General features: G+C 54.4%; 21 protein-coding genes. 10 read left to right on the forward strand and 11 right to left on the reverse strand.

Features of this window, described 5'->3' with window-relative positions:
* The coding region (locus AB8B76_RS13095; RefSeq protein WP_405273111.1) for a hypothetical protein at window positions 1–197 on the reverse strand (197 nt) is incomplete at its 3' end.
* A 27-nt stretch (window positions 198–224) separates the two neighbouring features.
* Window positions 225–563 (reverse strand): P-II family nitrogen regulator, encoded by a 339-nt coding sequence (locus tag AB8B76_RS13100; RefSeq protein WP_405273113.1) that lies wholly within the window; start codon window positions 561–563, stop codon window positions 225–227.
* Window positions 564–820: 257 nt separating this feature from the next.
* On the opposite strand from AB8B76_RS13100, the gene AB8B76_RS13105 reads away from it, so the two are divergent.
* A complete protein-coding gene (locus AB8B76_RS13105) occupies window positions 821–2,983 on the forward strand; it encodes a TonB-dependent receptor family protein (RefSeq protein ID WP_405273115.1) in 2,163 nt (720 codons plus the stop codon).
* 480 nt (window positions 2,984–3,463) lie between these two features.
* On the opposite strand, the gene AB8B76_RS13110 is transcribed toward AB8B76_RS13105, so the two are convergent.
* Window positions 3,464–4,705 carry an ammonium transporter gene (locus AB8B76_RS13110; protein WP_405273117.1) on the reverse strand — a complete coding sequence of 414 codons (1,242 nt, stop codon included), beginning with the start codon at window positions 4,703–4,705 and terminating at the stop codon, window positions 3,464–3,466.
* Between the two features lie 57 nt (window positions 4,706–4,762).
* A complete protein-coding gene (glnK, locus tag AB8B76_RS13115; RefSeq protein ID WP_040809830.1) occupies window positions 4,763–5,101 on the reverse strand; it encodes a P-II family nitrogen regulator in 339 nt (112 codons plus the stop codon).
* Between the two features lie 312 nt (window positions 5,102–5,413).
* Between glnK and AB8B76_RS13120 the strand changes: the two genes are divergently transcribed.
* Window positions 5,414–5,680: an accessory factor UbiK family protein gene (locus AB8B76_RS13120; RefSeq protein ID WP_405273119.1), complete on the forward strand. Its 267-nt coding sequence runs from the start codon at window positions 5,414–5,416 to the stop codon at window positions 5,678–5,680.
* A gap of 196 nt (window positions 5,681–5,876) precedes the next feature.
* Window positions 5,877–7,364, forward strand: a complete 1,488-nt coding sequence (locus tag AB8B76_RS13125) for a YifB family Mg chelatase-like AAA ATPase (RefSeq protein ID WP_405273163.1) — start codon at window positions 5,877–5,879, stop codon at window positions 7,362–7,364.
* 176 nt (window positions 7,365–7,540) lie between these two features.
* On the opposite strand, the gene AB8B76_RS13130 is transcribed toward AB8B76_RS13125, so the two are convergent.
* Complete coding sequence (locus AB8B76_RS13130) at window positions 7,541–7,984, reverse strand: c-type cytochrome (protein WP_405273121.1); 444 nt, start codon at window positions 7,982–7,984, stop codon at window positions 7,541–7,543.
* 152 nt (window positions 7,985–8,136) lie between these two features.
* On the opposite strand from AB8B76_RS13130, the gene AB8B76_RS13135 reads away from it, so the two are divergent.
* From AB8B76_RS13135 to AB8B76_RS13145, 3 genes are read left to right on the forward strand one after another with little or no spacing between them, the layout of a single operon-like run.
* A complete protein-coding gene (locus AB8B76_RS13135) occupies window positions 8,137–8,757 on the forward strand; it encodes a glutathione S-transferase family protein (RefSeq protein ID WP_405273123.1) in 621 nt (206 codons plus the stop codon).
* Window positions 8,724–9,827, forward strand: a complete 1,104-nt coding sequence (locus AB8B76_RS13140) for a DUF3080 family protein (protein WP_405273124.1) — start codon at window positions 8,724–8,726, stop codon at window positions 9,825–9,827. Before AB8B76_RS13135 ends, AB8B76_RS13140 begins: the two co-directional genes overlap by 34 nt.
* Before the next feature lie 53 nt (window positions 9,828–9,880).
* Window positions 9,881–11,188, forward strand: a complete 1,308-nt coding sequence (locus AB8B76_RS13145) for a DUF3422 family protein (RefSeq protein ID WP_405273125.1) — start codon at window positions 9,881–9,883, stop codon at window positions 11,186–11,188.
* Window position 11,189: 1 nt separating this feature from the next.
* On the opposite strand, the gene AB8B76_RS13150 is transcribed toward AB8B76_RS13145, so the two are convergent.
* The 3 genes from AB8B76_RS13150 to AB8B76_RS13160 are packed head-to-tail and all read right to left on the reverse strand — an operon-like array spanning window position 11,190 to window position 14,443.
* On the reverse strand, window positions 11,190–12,095 hold the full coding sequence (locus AB8B76_RS13150; RefSeq protein ID WP_405273127.1) for a phytanoyl-CoA dioxygenase family protein: 906 nt from the start codon (window positions 12,093–12,095) through the stop codon (window positions 11,190–11,192).
* A 36-nt stretch (window positions 12,096–12,131) separates the two neighbouring features.
* On the reverse strand, window positions 12,132–12,923 hold the full coding sequence (locus tag AB8B76_RS13155; RefSeq protein WP_405273129.1) for a transporter: 792 nt from the start codon (window positions 12,921–12,923) through the stop codon (window positions 12,132–12,134).
* A gap of 41 nt (window positions 12,924–12,964) precedes the next feature.
* Window positions 12,965–14,443, reverse strand: a complete 1,479-nt coding sequence (locus AB8B76_RS13160; RefSeq protein ID WP_405273131.1) for an SLC13 family permease — start codon at window positions 14,441–14,443, stop codon at window positions 12,965–12,967.
* 153 nt (window positions 14,444–14,596) lie between these two features.
* Between AB8B76_RS13160 and AB8B76_RS13165 the strand changes: the two genes are divergently transcribed.
* Complete coding sequence (locus tag AB8B76_RS13165; RefSeq protein WP_405273133.1) at window positions 14,597–15,415, forward strand: VOC family protein; 819 nt, start codon at window positions 14,597–14,599, stop codon at window positions 15,413–15,415.
* Between the two features lie 54 nt (window positions 15,416–15,469).
* Here AB8B76_RS13165 and fusA read toward each other — a convergent pair whose 3' ends face one another.
* The gene (gene fusA / locus AB8B76_RS13170; RefSeq protein ID WP_405273135.1) at window positions 15,470–17,554 is read right to left on the reverse strand and encodes an elongation factor G; all 2,085 of its coding nucleotides are present in this window, start codon (window positions 17,552–17,554) and stop codon (window positions 15,470–15,472) included.
* 358 nt (window positions 17,555–17,912) lie between these two features.
* On the opposite strand from fusA, the gene AB8B76_RS13175 reads away from it, so the two are divergent.
* Together AB8B76_RS13175 and AB8B76_RS13180 are read left to right on the forward strand one after the other, a co-directional pair.
* Window positions 17,913–18,992 (forward strand): HDOD domain-containing protein, encoded by a 1,080-nt coding sequence (locus tag AB8B76_RS13175; protein ID WP_405273137.1) that lies wholly within the window; start codon window positions 17,913–17,915, stop codon window positions 18,990–18,992.
* 105 nt (window positions 18,993–19,097) lie between these two features.
* Window positions 19,098–19,979, forward strand: a complete 882-nt coding sequence (locus AB8B76_RS13180) for a hypothetical protein (RefSeq protein WP_405273139.1) — start codon at window positions 19,098–19,100, stop codon at window positions 19,977–19,979.
* Here AB8B76_RS13180 and AB8B76_RS13185 read toward each other — a convergent pair.
* Entirely contained in the window at window positions 19,976–21,931 is a 1,956-nt protein-coding gene (locus tag AB8B76_RS13185; RefSeq protein WP_405273141.1) for a putative bifunctional diguanylate cyclase/phosphodiesterase, read from the reverse strand. The two genes, AB8B76_RS13180 and AB8B76_RS13185, sit on opposite strands and share 4 nt — an antisense overlap.
* Window positions 21,932–22,077: 146 nt before the next feature.
* Here AB8B76_RS13185 and AB8B76_RS13190 point away from each other — a divergent pair, with 146 nt between their 5' ends.
* The gene (locus AB8B76_RS13190) at window positions 22,078–22,488 is read left to right on the forward strand and encodes a nuclear transport factor 2 family protein (protein WP_405273142.1); all 411 of its coding nucleotides are present in this window, start codon (window positions 22,078–22,080) and stop codon (window positions 22,486–22,488) included.
* A gap of 54 nt (window positions 22,489–22,542) precedes the next feature.
* Here the strand turns inward: AB8B76_RS13190 and AB8B76_RS13195 are convergent, their stop codons facing one another.
* Window positions 22,543–23,082, reverse strand: a complete 540-nt coding sequence (locus tag AB8B76_RS13195) for a GNAT family N-acetyltransferase (protein WP_405273144.1) — start codon at window positions 23,080–23,082, stop codon at window positions 22,543–22,545.

Below are 23,082 nucleotides of genomic sequence, written 5' to 3' on the forward strand. Positions count from 1 at the left end.
GCGGTCTGCTGTCGTACTGCCTCAGATTCGCTCAGGGCCGCATAGAGAGCAACACCGCCGGTGAACACGCCGGCTAAAGACAATAGTGTCTGCCAGAAGGTCAGGCGTAGAAAAGCTCTCTCGATACTCGCAAAACCACCGGCGGGAACATTGCTGCCCCCCGGATTTTGGTTTTCCTGATTCTGCGGATTGCTCATACGAGGGTGAACCGCGAAGCGCGGAACCTAGATAGCGTCTTCGCCGGTTTCCCGCGTTCGTATGCGGATAACCTGTTCGAGACTTGATACGAAAATCTTGCCATCCCCGATTTTGCCGGTATCCGCTGCGGACACAATAGACTCCACCGCAGTATCCAACTGTTCGTCACCAACGGCGACCTCGACCTTTACCTTGGGCAAAAAGTCCACGACGTACTCGGCACCACGATACAGCTCGGTGTGACCCTTTTGCCGACCAAAGCCTTTTACTTCCGTCACGGTAATACCCTGAACGCCGACCTCAGCGAGTGCGGATCGGACATCATCGAGTTTGAAGGGCTTGATGATCGCGGTAATCAGTTTCATGGCAGCACTGCTTTAATGAAGAGGTGATAGTCGATGATAGGGACTCAGGGCATGCGGCTGCAAGCGCTTAACTGAGTTGCGAACGCGACCTTTCTTTTGCCCGCCGGTGAATTTCGGTCCTATCGAGCAAATGACAAGGCCTAAAATGCAAACCTTAACGAGAATGATTATTATTTATTGTCAGTTTAACATTTCCTCGTTACTATCCTCCCTTCTTCGTCGCACTTAACTCCGAGTCCTGTTTGGAGAACTCAACAATGATCCCTCAGCACCACCGCTTTCGCCTCACGCCTTTGGCGATTGCACTATCCGCATCCTTACTGGCAACGGCCCAGGCAGCAGAAGCCGACGCTACGGCCGATAGCCGTTCAACGGTCGAGGAAGTCTTCATCTTTGCCAACGCAGATGAAGTCCGCTCTCTTCCGGGTTCCGCGGCGCTGGTAAGCGAAGAGCAGTTTGAAATCGAGTTCGCCAATGACATCAATCAGCTACTAAAAACCGTACCTGGCACCTACATACGCGAAGAAGATGGCTACGGCCTAAGGCCAAATATCGGCATCAGAGGCGCGACCTCGGAGCGCTCATCTAAAATCACATTAATGGAAGATGGCGTGATGATTGCGCCAGCTCCCTATTCAAACCCTGCCGCCTATTACTTCCCGACAGCAATGCGTATGCACAGCGTCGAGGTCTTAAAAGGTGCGCCGCTCCTGCGTTATGGGCCCCAGACAACAGGGGGCGTGGTTAATCTGGTCTCAACGCCCATTCCTGAAACTCTAAGCGGCAGCTTGGATCTGCGCGCAGGTCAGAATGGTGAGCAGGATCTGCTGGCGAATGTAGGCGGTCAGTACGGAGAGTTTGGCTTTCTTGTAGAGACCGCCCAGCGCCGCAGCGATGGCTTCAAAGAAATCGATCGCGGTAGCGACAGTGGGTATGACATCGAGGACTACGTCGTGAAGCTCGCGTGGACGGGTGATCGCCAGTCGCTCTTGTTTAAAGCGCAGTACTCTGACGAAATTTCTGATGAGACATACCTTGGTCTGACAGATGTCGATTTTGCGGCGAATGAAGATCGTCGCTACGGTTTGTCTTCCATCGACCAAATGAACAACTATCACGCAGGTTTTAGTCTGCGCTATGCGCTCGAGCTAAGCGATACGCTCAACCTCTCAGTGTTGGCCTACCAAAACAATTTCTCCAGGGACTGGTTCAAGCTTAGCGGTGGCAACTCCTTTGTGAATGCAGCGAACGCCGGAGACGCTGCTGCGCAGGCCATACTCGATGGCGAAGCCGATGCTTTTGGACTCCGTTACAAACACAACAATCGTGACTATGAGTCTCGGGGCATAGAACTCAACCTGGATCAGACAATTGGCGATCACAGGCTCAGCTATGGTGCGCGTATTCACGAAGACGAAATGGATCGTTTTCAGCCCATAGATCTCTATGATCAGGTTGACGGCGAACTGATTAATACAGGCCGGGTTGAGCCAACAGGCGGCGACAACCGTCTGGAAGACGCCGAGGCACTATCGGCATGGTTTACCGATAGCTGGCAGCTCACCAGCGCCCTGAATCTAAACCTTGCGCTCCGTTACGAAGAGGTCGATAGCAGCCGACGTCAGTTCTCGGACCCTGAGCGCGAGACCGACCCCAGCCGTCGCAGCAACAACTCCAGCGAGTGGCTACCAGGAGCGTCTTTTACCTACCAGCTGAGCGACCAATGGCAGGCACTTGCCGGTGTACACCGTGGCTTCTCGCCTCTGGGTGGCGGAGCGCAGGATTTTGAAGAACCGGAGACCAGCGTTAACTGGGAAGCCGGTGTGCGCTACACAGGGAGCTGGTACCTCGAGGCCATCGCCTTTTACAGCGATTTTGATAACAAAACAGAGAACTGCTCTAACGCGAACCCCTGCAGCAATGGCTCCACCTCCGGTGCTTTCACCACGGGCCAAGCAGTGATTCAAGGCCTGGAACTTCAGGCAAGCACAGTACTAAGCTTCGGCGATATGAACGCGCCCATCGACCTCGCCTATACCTACACGGATGCGGCCATCAGTCGGGACAATGATGAAGAAGGCTTTGAAGATGGGGACAGCCTTGCTGCCGTTCCTGAGAATACGCTAAGCCTGCGCCTGGGCCTTGAGACCGCAATGAACTGGGACAGCTACGCGGTGATCAAGTATGTCGACGAAACCTGCGTCACCATCGGCTGTAACACCGATAGCAACCCATTCAACAAGACTGAGAACCTCCTCGTTACCGACCTCATAAGTCGTTACGCATTAACCGATGATGCTGTGGTGTTCGTGAAGTTTGAGAACGTCTTTGACGAGCGATCCATCGTGTCACGCCAGCCAGAAGGCGCCCGGCCCAACAAGCCGCGCACTGCGTCCGTAGGGCTGCAGTACCAGTTTTAAACGGGTAGATCGCAGTATCAAGCCGACGTTTTTACGTCGGCTTTTTTGTGTCTGATATCCAGCAAACTCGGGCTGGGAACCTTACCTACTTCATTCGCTGAGTAGGGTGACGCTCACTTCGTAGGCAAGGTCTCCAGCCCTCCGTGCGGTTGAACCAGCCGCTGAGGCCAACAAAGTGCCAGCAGCCGATGAGAAAAGGCTAGCTGGCATGATTTACGGAGCGAGCGTCCCCCAACTTAGCGAGTGCAGTAGATCGTGTCAGCTAGCCTGACCACACCACCCGCTCTGCTGCAGTCTGAGCTAGCTGATATGACATCCGAAGCGTAGCGTCCCCCTACTCAGCGAGTGCAGTAGATCGTGTCAGCTAGCCGGATAGAATCATTCAGAAACAAGGAATCGGAGAAGTTTGGCGCAAAAAAAAGGGGGCCCAGAGGGCCCCCAAAAAAACGCATTGCAATAATGCGCCCGCAAGACTGTTGATTACTTGGCTGAGACGAACTCCGGGTAAGCCTCAAGACCACACTCGGAGAGGTCCACACCTTCGTATTCCTCTTCCTCGGTAACCCGGATACCCATAACAGCTTTGATCGCAAAGAAGACGATGAAGCTGGTTACAAAGACCCAACCGAAGATTGTCGCTGCACCGATGAGCTGTCCGCTAAAGCTTGAGCCATCGTTAGTAAGAGGCACCAGGAGCAGACCCAGCAGACCTACGACACCGTGCACCGAAATGGCGCCTACAGGGTCGTCAATCTTGAACTTGTCCAAAGTGATAATGGAGAAGACCACCAGGATTCCACCGACAGCACCGAAAACCGTCGCCATCAGAGGTGTTGGGGTGGAAGGCTCGGCAGTAATCGCTACGAGACCAGCCAAAGCACCGTTCAGCGCCATGGTCAGATCTGCCTTACCAAAGAGCATGCGCGCTGTAAGCAGGGCCGCTACGAGGCCGCCACAGGCAGCTGCGTTAGTGTTCATGAACACCACAGCTACCGCGTTCGCATTCTCGACGCTAGCGGTCGCCAGAACCGATCCGCCGTTAAAACCAAACCAGCCCATCCAAAGAATGAACGTTCCCAAAGTAGCCATAGGCAGGTTAGCACCCGGGATGGCTACTACTGATCCATCAGCTCGGTACTTACCTTTCCGTGCGCCCAGCAACAGCACACCTGCTAGAGCTGCTGCTGCACCAGCCATGTGAACGATGCCTGAGCCGGCGAAGTCTGAGAAACCAAGGTCACCCAAAGTGTACATACCGAATACAGGGTCGCCGCCCCAGGTCCAGTTTCCTTCCATAGGATAGATGAAACCGGTCATGACCACCGCGAAGATCAGGAACGACCAGAGCTTCATGCGCTCCGCAACCGCGCCAGACACGATAGACATCGCTGTGGCAACAAACACCACCTGGAAAAAGAAGTCGGCTGAAGGTGCGTAAGTCGCCGCTTCTTCGGCTCCCGTTACGCCATCGCCGGTGATACCCGCGAGGAGGCTAGCGCCGAGCGACGGATACATAATTGAGTAGCCCACGACCATGTACATGGTGCAGGCGATCGCAAATAGCGCGACGTTCTTTGTCAAAATTTCGGTGGTGTTCTTGGATCGTACCAGCCCGGCTTCGAGCATGGCGAAGCCAGCCGCCATCCACATAACTAGCGCACCGCACACGAGAAAGTAAAACGTGTCCAGTGCGTAGCTCAGTTCAAAAATTTGGTTTTCCATGAAAAAATCTCTCGTGCTGAATTCAGGGATTGGGTAGCGCGTTTGAAAAGGCGCTCGTTAGATAGCTTCTTCGCCGGTTTCGCCGGTGCGAATACGGATCACCTGCTCCAAACTGGAAACAAACACTTTGCCGTCACCGATCTTGCCGGTGTTCGCTGACTTGGTGATCGCTTCAATCGTCTGATCTACCATGCCTTCAGCAACGGCAACCTCGATCTTTACTTTGGGAAGGAAGTCGACGACGTATTCGGCGCCGCGATACAGCTCGGTATGACCCTTCTGTCGCCCGAATCCTTTGACCTCTGTAACTGTGATGCCTTGCACGCCGATCTCTGACAGTGACTCGCGTACGTCATCAAGCTTGAATGGCTTCACAATGGCCGTGATTAACTTCATGTAGTTCTCCTGACTGAACAAGGGCGCTCAATTTGCGCCATTCGGCTCGCCGTTTAATCGTCTTATTGCACCACTTTACGGGTAGCACGACGGTTCCGCCTAGGAATGAGCAATGGATATGCCACCCGTCATTTTTATTGAATAATCAGTGTCTTAGCCGTTTTGGGGTATCGCAAGGCCGCTATTTGATGCTTGATCCAGCAAAATAACGCACCAAAATAGAGCCTAGATCCATTTTGGTGCACTGTCGTGAGCTGTGAACCGAAAGCGCCATCCTCTACACTGGAGCAGTAATCAGCAGGAGTACACTTTATGGCGCTCAAACCGCCCCCACTTAGTGATGTTATGCAGCAAGTCAACGAATTGGTCGGTCCCGCCGGCCTGGTCGACGAGGTGGATAAAAATGCTCGGCAGCTGATTCAGTCTGCTCTGCGCAAGCTCGATTTTGTCAGCCGCGAAGAGTTCGACGCACAGACCGCGATTCTTGAGCGCACCCGCGGCAAGGTGGCAGCGCTTGAATCAGAGTTAGCGTCAATGAATGACCTGGTCGACAAGTTGGAAAAACAAGCAGCGAACTGACGCTTCGAGACCACTAGCTTCAAAATAGAGCCCCAGCTTTTCTAAAATAATGCCTTAGCTCTAAATCAGAGCTTCAGATCCAAAGTAAGCCTTCGTCGGGCAAGGATGCCCGCGCGATTACTCAAGGAAGAGGAAAAAGCGATGCGTGCATTAACGCTGGCCCATGAGCGGGCTACGCCTAAACCATGAATCCCTCATGAGCTATGCCGTAGTGCTCTCCCGGGCCAACCAGGGACTGGATGCTCCATTGGTCCGTGTGGAGGTTCACCTCTCAAACGGACTTCCCGCCTTTACCGTTGTAGGAATGCCCGAGACAGCGGTCCGCGAAAGCAAAGACCGGGTTCGCAGCGCCCTCCTAAACTCCCACTTCGAATTCCCGGATCGACGGATCACCGTCAACCTAGCTCCTGCCGATCTCCCAAAAGGTGGAGGACGGTTTGATCTACCCATCGCCTTGGGAATTCTGTGCGCCTCCGGGCAACTACCCCAAGATAGCTTGCTCGGTAGTGAGTGTGTGGGAGAGCTCGCTCTTGACGGCACACTCAGAAGCGTTCGTGGCACTGTCGCTGCGGCAATGGCGGCGAGCCAGAACAAGCGTCGTATCGTTCTGTCACTGGAATCCGCGTCCCTGTGCAAAGCCGTGCCGCATGCACGACTTGTTTACGCAACGGACCTACTATCACTTTGCGCAATCTTGCGTGGTCGAGCGCCTTTACCGGAGGCACAAGCAATCAGCCAGACTGCGGAGAAAGTGGACGCAGACATGGCAGAAGTCAGCGGCCAGCTTGTCCCCAAACGCGCGCTGGAGATTGCCGCCAGCGGCGGCCACAACCTTCTGCTATCGGGCCCTCCAGGCACCGGCAAAAGTCTTCTAGCTAATTGCTTACCGGGTATTTTGCCGCCCCCGGACGACTCAGAGTGGCTGACCGTTTGCGCACTTTATGACCTCCAAGGCAAAGCTCACAGAAAACGACAGCGAGCCTTTCGCGCTCCGCATCACAGTGCTAGCGCCGCAGCACTGGTCGGTGGCGGCTCAATTCCTGCGCCCGGGGAGATCTCTCTGGCACATGGTGGAGTGTTGTTTCTCGATGAGTTACCGGAGTTCTCGCGCCATACCTTAGATATGCTTCGAGAACCTCTGGAAACCGGCGAGATCCGGCTAGCTAGAGCCACCTGCAGCATCCGCTATCCGGCGCGCTTTCAGTTGATTGCCGCGATGAACCCCTGCCCCTGCGGATATGCCGGCGACAGCAAAAAGCCTTGTAAATGCAGTGCGGCCCAGCGTTTAAGCTACGGCGCGCGAGTGTCCGGCCCCCTTCTGGATCGCATGGATTTGCAGGTACGTGTTGATCGAGAAAGCGCTGCGGACCTGTTCGCCCCCCACTCAACTGAGAGCTCCGCCGCAGTGCAAAAACGCGTCGTCCAGTCTAGAAAGAGGCAGTATCTGCGTCAGGGCAAGTGCAACGCCATGCTCAAAGGATCCGAACTGCTGGAAAAGTGCGCCTGCGGCCCACAAGAACGGCAACTTATTCAAAAAAGCGCGAAGCAGTTAAATTTGTCTGCGAGGGCGATACACAGGCTTCTGCGCGTTGCACGAAGTATTGCTGATTTGAGAGAAGAAGAATCAGTGACTACCGCAGCTGTAAAAGAAGCGCTGGGTTATAGAGATACGGTGAATCAGTAATGAACCACGAATACGCGCAAGACTAAATTTCTACGGGCACAAAAAAGCCGCTACGATAAATCGTAACGGCTTAGTGTTTGCACGGGTGCCTGTGAGCTGTCTGTGAGTCGTCTGTGAGTCGCCTACAAGAAGGCGGCTAAACATTAGCTAGCACAGAAAGCCCAGGAACCGCGTCCCTACTGGCTGTTCTCAACCATGAAGTCTACCGCCGCCATCACTGCCTCATCGGACAGATCTGCTCGACCACCTTTCGCCATCATGCCGGTCCCTGCCAGGCCATTGATGCCGCTGTTGTAGAGCTCATCAATACCCTTGGCAATCCGTGGGCTCCAGGCTGCTGCGTCGCCAACAATAGGCGCGCCGGCCGCACCAGAAGCATGGCAAGCCAGGCAGGCAGTATTGTAGGTACCCTCGCCATCGATGACCGCAACAGCTCCCGGTGCGCCCATGGCACCCATTGCTGTGGGAACACCGCCACAGCTGTCGCCTTGCAGACAGACTTCGCCCACCGGTGCGATGCGCGCTTCGATGGCTGCTCGCTGCTCATCAGTAAGCTCTACTGCTTGCGCCGCTGCAATCAAACCCAGTGAAAGACCTAACAATAAAATTCGCGTCAACACGATTAACCCTCCGTTTCGTGGGCGCGCATTATAGCCGCAGGAGTAGCGGCTTCAAAGCACATACTACACAAAGCAAGCTCAGCAAAAGCACCGGCCTCTGCTACCATTCGCAACCTCGAATAATCACATCACACGCCAGCGAGAGCCTATTCATGCACTTGTACACCTATGATTCTGCCCCCAACCCACGACGCCTCGGCTTGTTTCTAGCCTATAAGGGCCTGGATTTGCCCACGACTCAGATTGATATGCGTGAAAACAAGCACCGCGACGCTGAGTTTCTGGCGATTAACCCCTTGGGAACCTTGCCCGCGTTGATGACCGACGAAGGCGTTATGCTCACAGAAGTTATTGCCATCTGCGATTACCTCGACGCTCTTTACCCCGACAAACCGCTGATGGGCAGCACGGCGCTGGAGCGGGCCCTGGTTATCAGCTGGGACCATCGTATCTTTGTCTCAATTTTTGAAGCATTCGCGGAGATGCTACGCAACCGCAGTCCAGCCTTTGAAAACCGAGCACTTCCGGGGCCTTTGGATGTTGAACAAATACCGGAGCTGGAGGCGCGCGGTCGCAAGCGATTCCGAGGCAGCCTGGAACTTTTCGATGCCGAACTCGGCGATAAGCCCTTCCTCTGCGGCGACTCCATTACCTTTGCAGATATCGACCTCCTCGTGGGAGTTGAAACCGCCAGCTGGGTTAAGGAATCGATCCCCGAAGGGTGTGACAATCTCCTGGCATGGCTGGAGCGCAGTCGCGCCGCGCTAAGCTGAAACCCATTCGGCGTCTCGGCGTAGCCTCTCTGACCGTCACAAAGTTTAGGCCGCTTATTGTTGCGGCTCAGATACTCTTTGTAGCAGGCTGCACGGGCGGCGGGCAAAGCTCTGAGTTAGAGAACTACCTGGAACGACTGGCGCGGCCCCTCGGCTTTGATGCGCCACCAGTAGAAATGCCAAAAGGTCTCCTGCCTCCTCGTGCAGAGTCCCTTCGCATAAGCTTGCCGGGGAGTAAACTGGATGGATTGGACTTCCTCCGCCTCCGCGGCTGCGCTCTGCAGCAGACTATTGCCCGCCGCAACAGCAGCCTGGGGCGCGTGGCACCAACATCTCAGCGTTTGCTCCTGGAGCTAGCCTTCTTGCGTGACGCACCCGCGTGTATCGAAACCCTCAGATCTGATGGACGAGGCGAGCTCGCTGAACTGATTCAGGAGACCGCGATTCTCAAACAATCTCAGCTACCAGCGCTCATATTCAACGCAACCTTAGGGAACAGGGAGTACCGGGATTTTTGGCGAGCTACCGCCATTCCCGAAGACTACCCTGTGAACACCAGCAGCCTAGCGATTACCGCCCTTGAGCAGATCACTGCTGATGCAATGCGTTGGATGTCCGGCGATTTTCAGGCCGATGAGCTTGCCTTTGAGCTCGCACTCTCAGAGGTAGCGAAAGGCGACGGTGGAGAACTCCTCGCGGCACTGTCGCATCAAGCAGCCCACCTCGCCGCTGGCGATGGACTCATAGTCAAAAGTATCGCCAAAGGTCCGCTGTGCACGGCGAACACCATTGGCCCTGCCGCGCCGATAGTGCGCACCGTAGTAAACAAGTTTTTCATTCAAGAGATTCAAGCGAGAGCCGCCAGCATCAACCAACGCCACTACGCGCTGATAGAGCCTGTTTCCAAGCTCGAGTTATTGCTTGCCGAGGTGCTCCCCGACGACTATGAGCGCTGGCGCGTATATCGGGGCAAAACGCTCGCCCACGGGACGCAGGCGACAAAAGATCACGTTGCGCAACTGCAAGCACTACTTGGCATTTGCTACGCTGAGTTTGCAACCAAGGCCTGAGAACTTGCGTATTTACCCTATTAGCTGTTGATCGCAGGTCGAGACAGAACACTATGACGAATTTCCTGACCGATACGGACGCACCGATAAACACGCTGAACGGGCGCGTAGCTCTGAGTAATGAATGGCACGCGCGGCCCCTGCTGACGCTTCCGTCGCCTCTCCGCTGCTCCCATATGGTTTGTCTCCGTGGGGAGACAAGCCTCGATGAGCGAAGAGAGCAGTTTGCCGAATTTTGCGAATCTCAGGGCCAAAGCAGGCCCAGCAAAGATAGCCGGCACCATTCCGTGCATGTAGGCAACTGTCTACTCAAGTGGGAGGGCCATACCGAGGCCGACTCTTACACTTTACTTGTGGCAGGCAACGCAGAGCCGCCCTTTGCAGCGCCGGCTATCAGTTTTCTGGACGCTGGCATGCGATCGAAACTTGTTGATCAGCTATTTCTTGGCGTACACATTGAAGTAATTTGCGGCGACGAATCACCACAAGAGAGTCGCCAACAACGCGTTCGCGCTCTGCTGGGCCGCCAGGATATTTACGGCGGCTCCATCTCCGACGGCGAAGGTGAAATTTGGTCGAGCTTCCGTCTGGATGCAGAAGGGTTTTCGCGCATCGTCATCATCGACTCCGAGCTCAGCGAGGCGCGCTTGTCTCGACAAGTTCAACGGGTACTCGAAATAGAAACTTACCGCATGCTGGCAATGCTTGGGCTGCCCGCCGCTAGAGACGTTATGGGCACCTTGGGTGAACTAGAGCCCGCCCTTGATGCAGTGATCGAACAAATCGCTCACCGCGACGCCGATCCTGCGCTGGAACGCTCTCTTGAGCGCATCACTCGTATCGCCGCAAAGGTTGAGCATGTCGCAGCGGCCCACGCTTATCGATTTGCTGCGGCGCGAGCTTACAACGGCATTGTCGAGAGGCGCATCGCCGAGCTTAAGGAAGTACAAAGAGATAGCGCCCCGCGTTACACCACATTCCTGCAAAAGACTTTGATGCCAGCCATGCGTACCTGCGAGGCGGCCGAGCGCAGAACGCAGGAGCTCGCACAGCGGGTAACCAGAGCCACGCAACTGCTGGATTCCATGGTGGACATGGATCAGAAAAAGCAGAATCAGGCGATCCTTGAGAGCCTCGCCGAGCGGGCGAATCTTCAATTACGTTTACAACAGTCGGTCGAAGGATTTTCCATATTCGCCATCACCTACTATGCGGTGGGCTTACTGGGTTACCTGTTTAAGTCGGGAAAATCTCTGGGCTTAAGCATCAATCCCGACTTACTCACGGGTGTCACCGCGCCGGTAGTTTTGGCCATCGTATGGCTGTCGGTACGCAGCATCAAAAACCGATTAAAACGTTAGCTCAGGACTCGCCCTGGGAGTCCATCAGGGATAGCTCTCGCTTCGGGTGCATGCCGTTCACCATGCCCATAAATGGCGGGTGAATGGAGTAGCCCAGAAGACGACGCATGTCCTCGGACACAGCTGCAGCGGTGTCCTTTGAGACCGACAAAAAATAGTTTTCCTGCGTTCGTAAATAGGGCTCGCAGTACTGTCCGGTAAAGGCCATGCGGCTTTCACCGGAGTAGTTCTCTCCGCCGCCGTGCCACAGGTTCCCCAAAAACAAAATACAGGAGCCCGCGGGCATCACCGCCTTCACCCGGGTATCGCTGTCCTCTGGAAAGCGTCCTTCACCCCATAAATGGCTCCCCGGAATGGCCACCGTCGCGCCGTTATCCTCGGTAAAGTCGTCGATGGCGAAGATTGTCGCCACGCTCAGCACCGGCTTAGGGCTGGGCCATGGGTAAAAACCATCGTCTGTATGAAGCGGCTGAGCAGGCGATTCGCTCAAAATATTGATGACCTGCGCCTGAGACAACAGATAGTTAGGTTTTAACAAACGATCAAGGTGCGCGAGGATCAAAGGATGAGTGATAAAGTCATCGGCGGCGCGACATTTTTCCGGAAGACCATAGAGCCGCTGCGTGCGCTCCCCCTCAAAGGAGTTTCGCCCCGGCTTATCCAGCCAATGGTTTGCCTCGCTACGCAGCTGCGCGAGCTGTTCAGCACTGACCAAGTCCTTGAGAATAATGAAGCCATCCGACAGCAAGGCCGCCTGCTGGGACTCCAGCAACTCATTGTCGACACTCGAGGCTGCCTCACTCTGCGAAAAAGTGTGTGTGCGAGCCAGGTCCACATCGAAGTAGTCGCGGAAACTGTTGATCTGGCGAAATCGGGGATCATCGCGTCCGCTGCTGCTGTCTGCCATGTATCAATACTCCCGATAGTCTTTACAAAATCTGAGTTACTTTGGAAACAACAGTGTGAAGCTTAAGCGCAGCCCCCAGCCGTCAGGCCCCCCTCGCGGGCTATCTAGCCAGTAACGGGCACCTATCCCAGCTTGAAACGCCTGTCCACCGACGCGCATCAGTTGTAAGACATTGACATTGATAGGTACAGACCACTGCTCGTTCTCCCAGTCGTAGGTAGACTCGGTGTTCAGTGCGAAGGTGGTTTGCGAAGGGGTGATGTAAGTCAGAAATGGCTGCAGGAAGCTGGCACTCACATCCTGATCGCCCGAACCCGAGAAGGACTCAATATGGTTTACCAAAAACCCATAGGTCCAAGGTCCGGCCTGCTTCAAGGCAATGCCCGTCGGACCAGCACCCCACTTTTCAGCTCCCAATGCCTCATCGGTAGCAGTGGGCATCAAAAACACCGGCCCCGCTCCCAGTATCCACCCGCTATCGCTTGGCTCGCTAGGAGAAAAAAACAGGCTTTGGACTACGTCACCGATCCCTGACTCTCCCTGTCCCGACAGGGGCACGTCGCTCTGATCAAGGATCGGAAGAATCGTACGGGAAATCAGATTCCAGTCTTCGTTAAGCTCTAGAGGTATAACCGGCTGTACGTTCACGCGAAGTACCGAACCATCGTCGATACCAAAGCCTTCATCGTAGTTGGCCTGAATGGGCACGCTGATCAGCGCAGCAATGGGGTTAGCCAGTTTTTTGGCTAAATCTGCTGCGTCATCAGCTTGAGCATCAGCAAAGGAAAAGACCAGCGGCAGAAGGTACAAAAAGCGTTGTTTTATCATGCTCCTAGTTTGCCATAGGTCACGAAGCCACGCCTGTGCCGTCAGCTAAGAACGGCAGGCACCAGCCACACGGCAACGATGGTGAGCAAACCCAGTGCAACAAGGTTCATGATGAACCCGGCACGAACCATATCCGGGATACGCAACACGCCCGAGGAGTAAACGATCGCGTTTGGCGGTGTCGCCACCGGCAACATAAAGGCGCAACTCGCCGCCAATGTCACGGGAACACACAGCACCAGCGGGTCGATTCCCGACTGCAAAGCGATTGCCGCAACCACTGGCAAAAAAGTCGCGGCCGTAGCGAGATTGCTTGTTAACTCTGTCAGGAACACGACGAGACCCGCTGCGGCCAGCACAATGACCACAAGTCCCATCGATCCCAAAAGCGACAAGCCTTCGCCTAACCACAATGCTAAGCCCGACCCCGAAACCTGTGCGGCCAGACTGAGACCTCCCCCAAACAAAATCAAAACACCCCAGGGCAAACGGCTGACATCAGGCCAGGTCATTAAAGGTCCGCCACTGGTGCTTCCGTTGGGGATAACAAACAACAGCAGCGCCGCGGTCATCACAATGCCGCTGTCGCTCAGGCCTCCAAATCCAGGAAGGCCAGATATCGCCGAGCGAGACATCCACATGAGTATGACAAGCAAAAACAGCAGTCCCACGCGCTTTTCCGGGGCGGTCATCACACCGATCTCGCGCTGCATCTGCGCAATAATCTCCTGCGTGCTTTCACTTGCTGGTATATCGACGCGATACACGAGAGACGTGAGAATCCACCAACCTAGGGGCAGCAACACAACTGAGAGCGGCACGCCTATCATCATCCAGTCAGCAAAGGCGATGCTAATGCCGTAGCTGTCTTGTAAAAACCCCGCGAGAAACACGTTCGGAGGAGTACCCACCAACGTCGACAAGCCCCCGATGGTGGTGGAATACGCAAGACCGAGCATCAAGGCTATTTGAAATTCCCGAACAAAACGCTCCCGACCCTGCGAGGCTTGCTCGGCTATCAAAGCCCCGACAGACGCCGCAATAGGCAGGAGCATCATGGTGGTTGAGGTGTTGGTCATCCACATCGACAACAGAGCGCCCACCAGCATGAAACCCAGAATCAGGCGCTTTCCGTCGGTGCCGGTTCGAGCCAGAATCCAAAGAGCAATACGTCGATGTAAGGACCACTTCTCGACCGCGATGGCGAGCATAAAGGCGCCAAGAAAGAGGTAGATAATGGGGTGCGCGTAGCTTTCTGCGACCTCCCGCATGGGTGCAATCCCCAATAGGTCAAAAGTAACCAAGGGCAGAAAAGCCGTTGCGGCCACAGGCACCACTTCTGTGGCCCACCAGATGGCCATCCAGATTGCGATGGCGGAGACCTTCCACGCCGCATCGGGCATGGCAGTCTGTTCAGACCCAGCGATTAGCATCGTCGCGCATAGGGCGGGCCCCAGGAAGAGGCCCACGCGCTGATACAGGGCCAGACCGTGTTCAGTTGTGGTTGCTGATTCACTCATTGGGACCACTGTAACCCCGCCCGAGGGCATTACCAAAGTAATCCTTGAAGAGTGCCGAAAATTTGACGTACTTGATCATCAGAATCAGTCCTAAGAACAGGGAGTTTTGTGTGAAACTCCGTTTCTAGAGAAAAGCACCCCACGGAGTAATTGATGACTTCCCCTATTCTGGCAATCGACCACCTAACTATCAGCGTGGCAGACATTGAGAACGAGACAGAAAACTACTCGCTACTCCTTGATACACCGCCGGTGCGCCATCGAAACGAGGACGGTAGTGAACGTACCGTTTTCCAGACCCGTAATGTCGCGGTGCACCTTGTTGCCTCTGACCAGCCCAGAGGTCTGGAGGCCATGTGCTTTGAGGTCGACAGCCTTGAGCGACTTCATCGACGCCTTGAGCGGGTAGCAATTCCGTCAACGGAAAGCCTTGTAGCGACAGCTGACAACTCTGAGGAGCCGCAGACCCTGCGAGTCTCGACACAAGATGCCACGCGAGGCATCCAGCTATCGTTTCGAGAGAAGATAAGAAGCGATCGGCGCAACCACAGTGAATTGGGCGGTGGACTCGACCATGTCGTCATTGCCTCGCAGAACTCGGAGGGCACTGCGTTCTTACTAGGGTCTCAACTGGCTCTGGACATGCGTATGGATATGAGCCGTCGCGAGTGGAAAGCTCGCCTGATGTTCTTTCGCTGCGGCGACCTCATTGTCGAGGTCTTCGAGAGTCTAGAAACTCAGGAATCGCCATCTGAGGAGAAGCAACCCCGTGGCAATGAATCAGAGCAAGACCGCTTTTACGGACTGACCTGGCGAGTTGATGACGCGGAAGCGAGTCATAAGCGATTAACAGAAGCGGGGTTCAATGTGTCAGAAGTCCGTAAAGGACGAAAGCCCGGGTCCCGAGTCTTAACCGTCAGGGATAAAACAGCCGAGGTCGCCACCCTGCTCATCGAACTACCCAATAGCTAAAAAAAGCCAAAAAAAAGGCCGGCTAATGCCGGCCTTTTCGTCAACACCACGCAATTAGGCGTTGGCTTTACGCTCTTTAACTTCTGCAATCACAGTCTCTGCAACGTTTGCAGGACAAGGGAGGTAATGCGAGAACTCCATAGAGAACTGACCACGACCCGATGTCATTGTGCGCAGCGTGCCGATGTATCCAAACATCTCTGACAAAGGTACTTCCGCTTTGATACGAACACCCGTTGCACCGGCATCCTGATCCTTGATCATGCCACGACGACGGTTAAGGTCACCGATGACATCACCTACGTGATCGTCCGGAGTAAATACATCAACCTTCATGATGGGCTCGATCAACTGGGCGCCAGCCTTTGGCATAGACTGACGGAACGCGCCGCGGGCCGCCAATTCAAAGGCGATAGCCGAAGAGTCAACAGCGTGGAAACCGCCATCATAAACTTCGACTTCGACGTCGAGTACCGGGAAGCCTGCTACCGTACCTTCGCCCATAAGGCTCTTGAAGCCTTTCTCGATTGCAGGGAAGAATTCCTTAGGAACGTTGCCGCCTACAACAGATGTTGAGAACGCAAAACCTGAACCAGGCTCGCCCGGACGAATGCGGTAGTCGATCTTACCGAACTGACCGGAACCACCAGACTGCTTCTTGTGCGTGTAGGAGTCATCGATCTCCATGGTAATAGTCTCGCGGTAGGCAACCTGAGGCTTACCAACATCAAGCTCAACGGCATAAGTACGCTTGAGAATATCGACCTTCACATCCAGGTGCAGCTCGCCCATCCCTTTGAGAATGGTTTCACCTGAGTCTTCGTCAGTCTCAACACGGAAAGAAGGATCCTCGGCGACCATCTTGCCGATTGCGATAGCCATCTTCTCGGCACCTGCCTTGTCCTTAGGTGCAACCGCGATAGAGATCACAGGCTCTGGGAACACCATCGCTTCCAGCGTACAAGGGTGCTTGGGATCGCAAAGAGTGTGACCCGTCTGAACGTTCTTCATACCCACGATGGCGATAATGTCGCCAGCCTGCGCCCGCTCCAGCTCGTTACGATCGTTCGCATGCATCTCAACCATACGGCCGATACGCTCTGTTTTGCCGGTAAAAGAGTTGAGGATCGTGTCGCCACGATTCAGAACACCGGAGTACAGGCGCACGAAGGTCAGGGCGCCAAAACGGTCATCCATAATCTTAAAGGCCAGTGCGCGCAGAGGCTCTTCGGTAGACACCAGCGCCTTCTCACCTGTGGCCTCACCCAACTCGTCGGTAAGATCCTGCGGATCAACTTCTGTTGGGTTAGGCAGGTAATCGACAACAGCATCCAGAATCAACTGAACACCCTTGTCCTTAAACGCCGAACCACAATAAGTCGGGAAGAAGTCCAGTTTACGAGTACCGCTGCGGATGCAACGCTTGATGTCATCCATAGAAGGCTCATTGCCCTCCAGGTAAGCTTCCATCAGATCGTCGTCTTGCTCTACCGCAGTCTCGATGAGTTTTTCGCGCCACTCTTCAACTTCGTCCACCATATCTTCGGGGACATCGGTGATATCGAACTTCTCTGGATTGCCCGGATCCGGCCAAACATGAGCCTTGCGAGTCAGGAGATCTACAACACCGATAAAGTCATCTTCGCGACCAATAGGTAGCACCATCACCAGCGGGTTTGCACCCAGTACGTTCTCTACCTGATCGACAACACGCAGGAAGTCGGCACCGATACGATCAAGTTTGTTTACAAAAATGATTCGTGCGACTTCTGACTCGTTGGCATAACGCCAGTTTGTCTCTGACTGGGGCTCTACGCCACCAGAACCACAAAATACACCCACGCCACCATCTAATACTTTTAGTGAGCGATAGACTTCAACGGTGAAATCAACGTGCCCAGGAGTATCGATGATGTTCAGACGATGGTCTTTCCAAAAACAGGTCGTCGCAGCGGACTGAATGGTAATACCGCGCTCCTGCTCCTGTTCCATGAAGTCCGTGGTAGCGGCACCGTCGTGCACTTCACCGGTCTTGTGAATTTTACCGGTGAGCTTCAGGATGCGCTCAGTGGTTGTGGTTTTGCCGGCATCTACGTGCGCGAAAATGCCGATATTTCTGTAAAGCGATAAGTCAGCCATGATGGTTCTCAAGGGTTTAAATTTGGGGGGCAAAAATTAGCTGGCGAAGGGTACAGGAAAACCGCACGTATTGGGAGGGCTAAAGCAGCGGTAATTAGAACGCTCAGTATCGACTAGCGATGACTGCATTTGGCCCTCACCACCCCAGCCCTCTAATACCACCATCGCAGTGCACCGGAGCTTTTCTTCATTTACTATCTCGTCGACAGCATGGATGTTGCTCAGCACAGTTTTTGCCAATCCAGGTCGCCTCGAGCAGTTGTTCATGGCGCTGGGCGGGCATTCATCCTTAAGTAAGTACCTGCTTAAGTACATGGCTGCCCAATAATCAGAAGCAATACTATTTCGGGAGTGGAGAATGAGTTGGTTTAAGCGAGGCGCGAAGACAGACGATCCGGCGCCTCCTGCGAAATCCCCCGCGCCGGCACCCGCCGCGGCGGTTTCAGCGCCCCCGAAGCCGTCTCAGGATGATATGGCATCGCTGGAGTCCCTCGCCGAGCGCAAAGCGCCGGAAACTCTGGCAGATCTGTTTCTGGTGATGGAAGAGCATCTCAACGAATTAGAGCTCGAAGATATAAAAGTTTTGGTAGCGACGCTAAAACAACCTCCGCCGCTAGTTGAACGGCTAAGCAGCGGCCTCGATGACCCGGAAGAGCTTCGAGAGGCGATACTTTCCAGTCCAACATTATCGGCAGACGTACTGCGTGTGGTGAACTCGGCAGCTTTTGCGCTTAGCAGTCCCATGTCCAGTATCGAGCACGCCGTCACATATCTCGGCACCACGATGGTTCGGGGCCTGGTGCTCCAAAGTGCCGTTGGCCAGGTTATGACCTTTGAAACGGATGTTCAGAAAGCAGCCTACATGCGGATTTGGCGCTCCAGCTACGTTGCCAGTGCGGCAGCCCAGGCCTATGCCGCCGCGCTAAATCTTGAACATCCATCCATACACGCCACACGTGCACTGCTCGTAAACATTGGCGATCTGGCATTGATTTCCGCCCGGCCGGAGCTTTCGGTGATTTATGCCCCAAAAACCGACCTTTTGAGCAGAGTCGAAGCGCAGCAACACGACATCATGGCGAATTCGGCAGTATTGAGCTCGATGCTTGTCCGCCAGTGGAGCCTGCCTGAGGATCTCTGCGAGTCGCTACGGCACTCCCTGACGCCCCTAACCTGGGCCCCTGACAGCAATGAGAGGAGCAGCGACAAGCAACGGGAGGATCTTATTCTTTATCTTGCCTGTCGCGTCGGTGACGCTGTCGCCTACGGAGGACTTAAAGACATTGCGGACTTTGATCTTCTTGCCCAAGAGTCACCTGACTTCTTTTACTTGCCGGATTATCTTCGGCGCTTGGAACTGGGGGGCTTGCTACGAGTGCTTGGTGACCGCAGCCATGGCCGCCGTGTGCAACAAATTGTCGATACCTTCGGTGGCTAGGTACAGTCGCGGTTAGTAATAGTGGTGGCTGGCTGCCACGCGTATACACGGGGCGAGATATATATTAGTGTATTAGTATAAATTAATACTAAAAGAGCACTTGCTATGTCCAAGTTATCGCACGCCGTTCTCTCAATGCTCCTCTTCTACACTTCCCTCACCCACGCTGAAGACCTACTTCGCCCCTACAAGCTTGCTAGCACTGATACCGGCACCCTGAGTGCCAGCCTTATCGAGACTCGAGCGCTGCTCGAAAACAGCAGCTTCGAAATTGTGGGTGAATACAGTCCTTATTCCGATGCTGCAGTGATCGCTGTCACGCACCCTGAACTACTCGCCGCCGCGGCCACTCGGGAGTTTGGCGGCTACGCCGCCGTGCTTCGTATAGGACTCACTCAGGTAGGTGAAGAAGTCCAGCTAAGCTATGCAAATCCTCAGTACTGGGGTACGGCACTACAGGTGGGGTCTCTCGAGACGGTCGAAAAAGCGCTCGGCGAGCTTCTAGGCAAAGGAGAGGCCTTCGGGTCGAAAAAGGGACTCAGCAGCAAAAAACTATCGTCCTATCGTTACATGATGATGATGCCGAAACTCAAAGATCATGATCTCTTAGCTAGCTTTAACAGTCACGCTGAGGCGCTCGCGACAGTGCGCCAAAATCTTGTAACCAATCAAAACAAGCTAAGCCCGGTATTCGAAGTTGCGATCCCTGGTAGAGAAGAAGTGCTGTTCGGCGTGGGTATTGGCAGCGGCGACGGAAACGACACAGCCGTCATGGCAACCACTGACAATGCAGAACTCAAACACACAGCACACCTACCCTATGGACTCTTGGTGTCCGGCGCCGATGTTTACGCGCTCGCAGGCAAGTTTCGCATTGCTTTAGCATTTCCTGACTTGGGCATGGGAACGTTCATGAAGATATCCAGCGCACCCGGAGCTATCCGTGAAAGTCTGGCTAGTCTTGCCACCCCAATCCCTTCGGACTAGGCAGAGACTCGATCACACTCCATGGCAAGAAGCTTTCGAAAGTCATTCAAAGGCAGCGGTCGAGAATAAAGATAGCCCTGAAATCGCATGCAGTTGGCGCTTATCAAAAAGTCTCTTACCTCCTCGGTCTCCACTCCCTCCGCAATGACTTCGAGCTCCAGGGTCCTCGCCATAGAAACAATGGCGCGGACAATACTGGCGTCACCGGCATCCGTTAGCACATCCCGGACAAAAGACTGATCTACCTTGAGCTTGTCGAGGGGCAGTGACTTGAGATACCGCAAAGATGAATACCCTGTGCCAAAATCATCGATAGAAAACCGAACACCACTCTGACGCAACGCCAGCATCTTGGAGACCGTGTCATCCACGTCTTCAATCAACAGTCCCTCGGTAAGCTCGAGTTCGATGAGGCCACGAGGAAGGTGATGGTTTTGAATGGCCTCCAGCACTTTCTCAGAAAAGTTTTTCTGCCTGAACTGTCGAGGACTCACATTGATCGCGAGGGAAAATTCTCGATCAATCAGATCATCTTGCAAACGCGCACCTATATGACAGGCACTTTCTATGACCCAGTCACCCAACCGATAAATGAGTCCCGAGTCTTCGGCGACGGGAATGAACACATCGGGTGGTACGAACTGCCCATTGTTCTCCCATCGAAGGAGTAACTCTGCTCCACAAATCACATTCTGCTCGGTGTATTGGGGCTGCAGATACAGCTCCAGCCCCTCATTGGCGTCGAGTGCGCCGCGCAATTGCCGTTCCATATCCATGCGCTGAGCCAGAGAGGCCTGCATTTCCGGTACGAAAAACCGCAAGGTATTCCTCCCGTCATCCTTCGCCCGGTACATCGCGGTGTCAGCATGCTTCAGCAGGTCATCCACGTCATGGGTGTCGTCAGGCAGCAGGCTGACACCAATACTGACGGTGATGTGAACCTCATTACCTTGAATGTCGATCGGCGCTTCGATAGCACTGCGCAAAGCCTCACCACGGCGACGAACCACCGACACCACGTGCTCGCTACCGCCTTCAATGTCTGTCAGCAGAGCAACAAACTCATCACCGCCTAGCCGCGCCGCCGTATCCGCTTCACGCAAAAAATCAGTCAGTCGCCGACCTATCTCCACCAAAAGTTCGTCACCTGCGCTGTGGCCGAGGGAGTCATTAACACGCTTGAAAAAATCGAGATCCAGAAACAAAAGCGCCGCCTGCGTGTTATTCCGCTTCGCGCGGGCAAGGGCCTGGCCAAGACGATCTTGAAGCAGACGCCTATTCGGTAAGCCGGTGAGCTCGTCAAAGAGCGCCTGACGCTCGATTGTGTCTTCGGCCTGAAAACGCAAATAGGTCATCTCCAGGCCACCGATAACCGTGAGGTTCACCCTTCGACCAAAGGAGATCATCATGAACAGATACAGTACCGCCATGACTCCCATCACCTGGGTTTCGGAAGACCCTTCCAGCAGCAAAGCGACGGTAAACGGAAGGAGCGACGTTGCGATGAAGGTAGCGCTTGCTTCGATAAAAGCGGATAGGCTCACAATCCCACCTGCACACATGCCCGCGATAACAAACGCCAGCAGCGACTGGTTCAGCATATTATGAGGGTCGTACAGCAAAAAGCCTGCCGCGCCCCAGGCCAGCCCTGAAAGCAGCACACCAAGCATCATCTCCCAGTACCAGCGCTTCGCCGAAGCTTCCCGCTGCTCTTCTGAGCTCTTTCGGAAACGAAGTGTGCAGGTGATACGATACACAGCGATCGTAAGGGTGGCCGCGCACCAATTGAGCACCGAAGTACTATTCTCGGGAGTCCAGAGCAGATAGCCCAAGGACAGAGTGACAAGAACCACCGCGAATACCGAGACGGAGAGACTTTCGTAGAAGATATTCAAACGCTCGAGAAACACTCGATGTTTTAATTCATCCGCCGCCAGTTCTTCTTGTGTCACGCGCACCACCGTACTTTGCTTGTAGTGTTGTCTCGGTCGTGAAAACCACTTTTTTACTGAGCGCCTTAGAATCTATACAGTAAGGCCCTGAGGTTCCCGGTATCGCATACCCTGAACTGTACACTCTGAAGCGTGGGATTACTCCTATGAATACACTGCAACGTTGGCACGACATGGTGCTCAATCAGAACCACGATGGCCTCAGCGACATACTCACAGAAGACTGCGTGTTCCTGTCTCCTGTAGTTCACACACCCCAAAGGGGGCGAAAAATCACCGCACTTTACCTAACGGGCGCTATGAACGTGTTCAACGAGACCTTCCACTACACCAAAGAAGTCGTCACAAAAGAGCACGCCGTGCTGGAATTCGAGTGCACTGTGGACGACATACTCATCAATGGTGTGGACATTATTAGCTTTGCAGAAAACGGACTTATCTGCGAGTTCAAGGTTATGGTTCGGCCGCTACAAGCCATGCAAATGCTCCATGGAAAAATGGCCGCAATGTTGGAGCAGCTAAAATCTGCGCCGGCTATTGGCTTGAGTCAGGCATGAGTTAGGCGTGAGTCACACGCATCAAGCAGACTATAGGCAGACACCAAGCACGCTTTACACAAGTCGAACGCTCCGCTCTCGGAAGTACACCGCTGTTTTCTCTTCACCAAACAGCGTATCTAATATATAGCGATAGCCAAGCTTTTTTGCGACGCTCACCGAGCGCGCGTTGTCTTCAGAGATGATGCAAAAACTTTTGTCACGACCAGCCTGCTGATCAAGCCAGTCGCAAGCGGCTTGCATGCCTTCTGTTGCGTAGCCCTTCCCCGCGGCGTCCGGGTGCAAAACCCATCCGGCCTCTGGGTAGTGTCCGTCAAAACCCACCAGACCCCGTTTAAAGTCCGCAAAGCCAAGTTGCCCGATGTACTTACCGGTCGCTCGCTCCTCCAGAGCCCAGTAGCCATAGTCGAGCATGTCCCAAAGACCGCCATAGCGCAGTAAGCGCATCCATACCTCTTGAGGACTCAGTGCTGAACCCGTGATGTAGCGGTATACCTCCGGGTGTTGCCAAATCTTGATCGCCTCGGAGTGATCCTGTTCACAGTGTGCTCGCAAACACAGGCGTTGCGTGAAAATTTGAGGCGCGGTCGACAT

Origin of the sequence: Congregibacter sp., from assembly GCF_045107095.1 — a bacterium.
GTDB lineage: Bacteria > Pseudomonadota > Gammaproteobacteria > Pseudomonadales > Halieaceae > Congregibacter.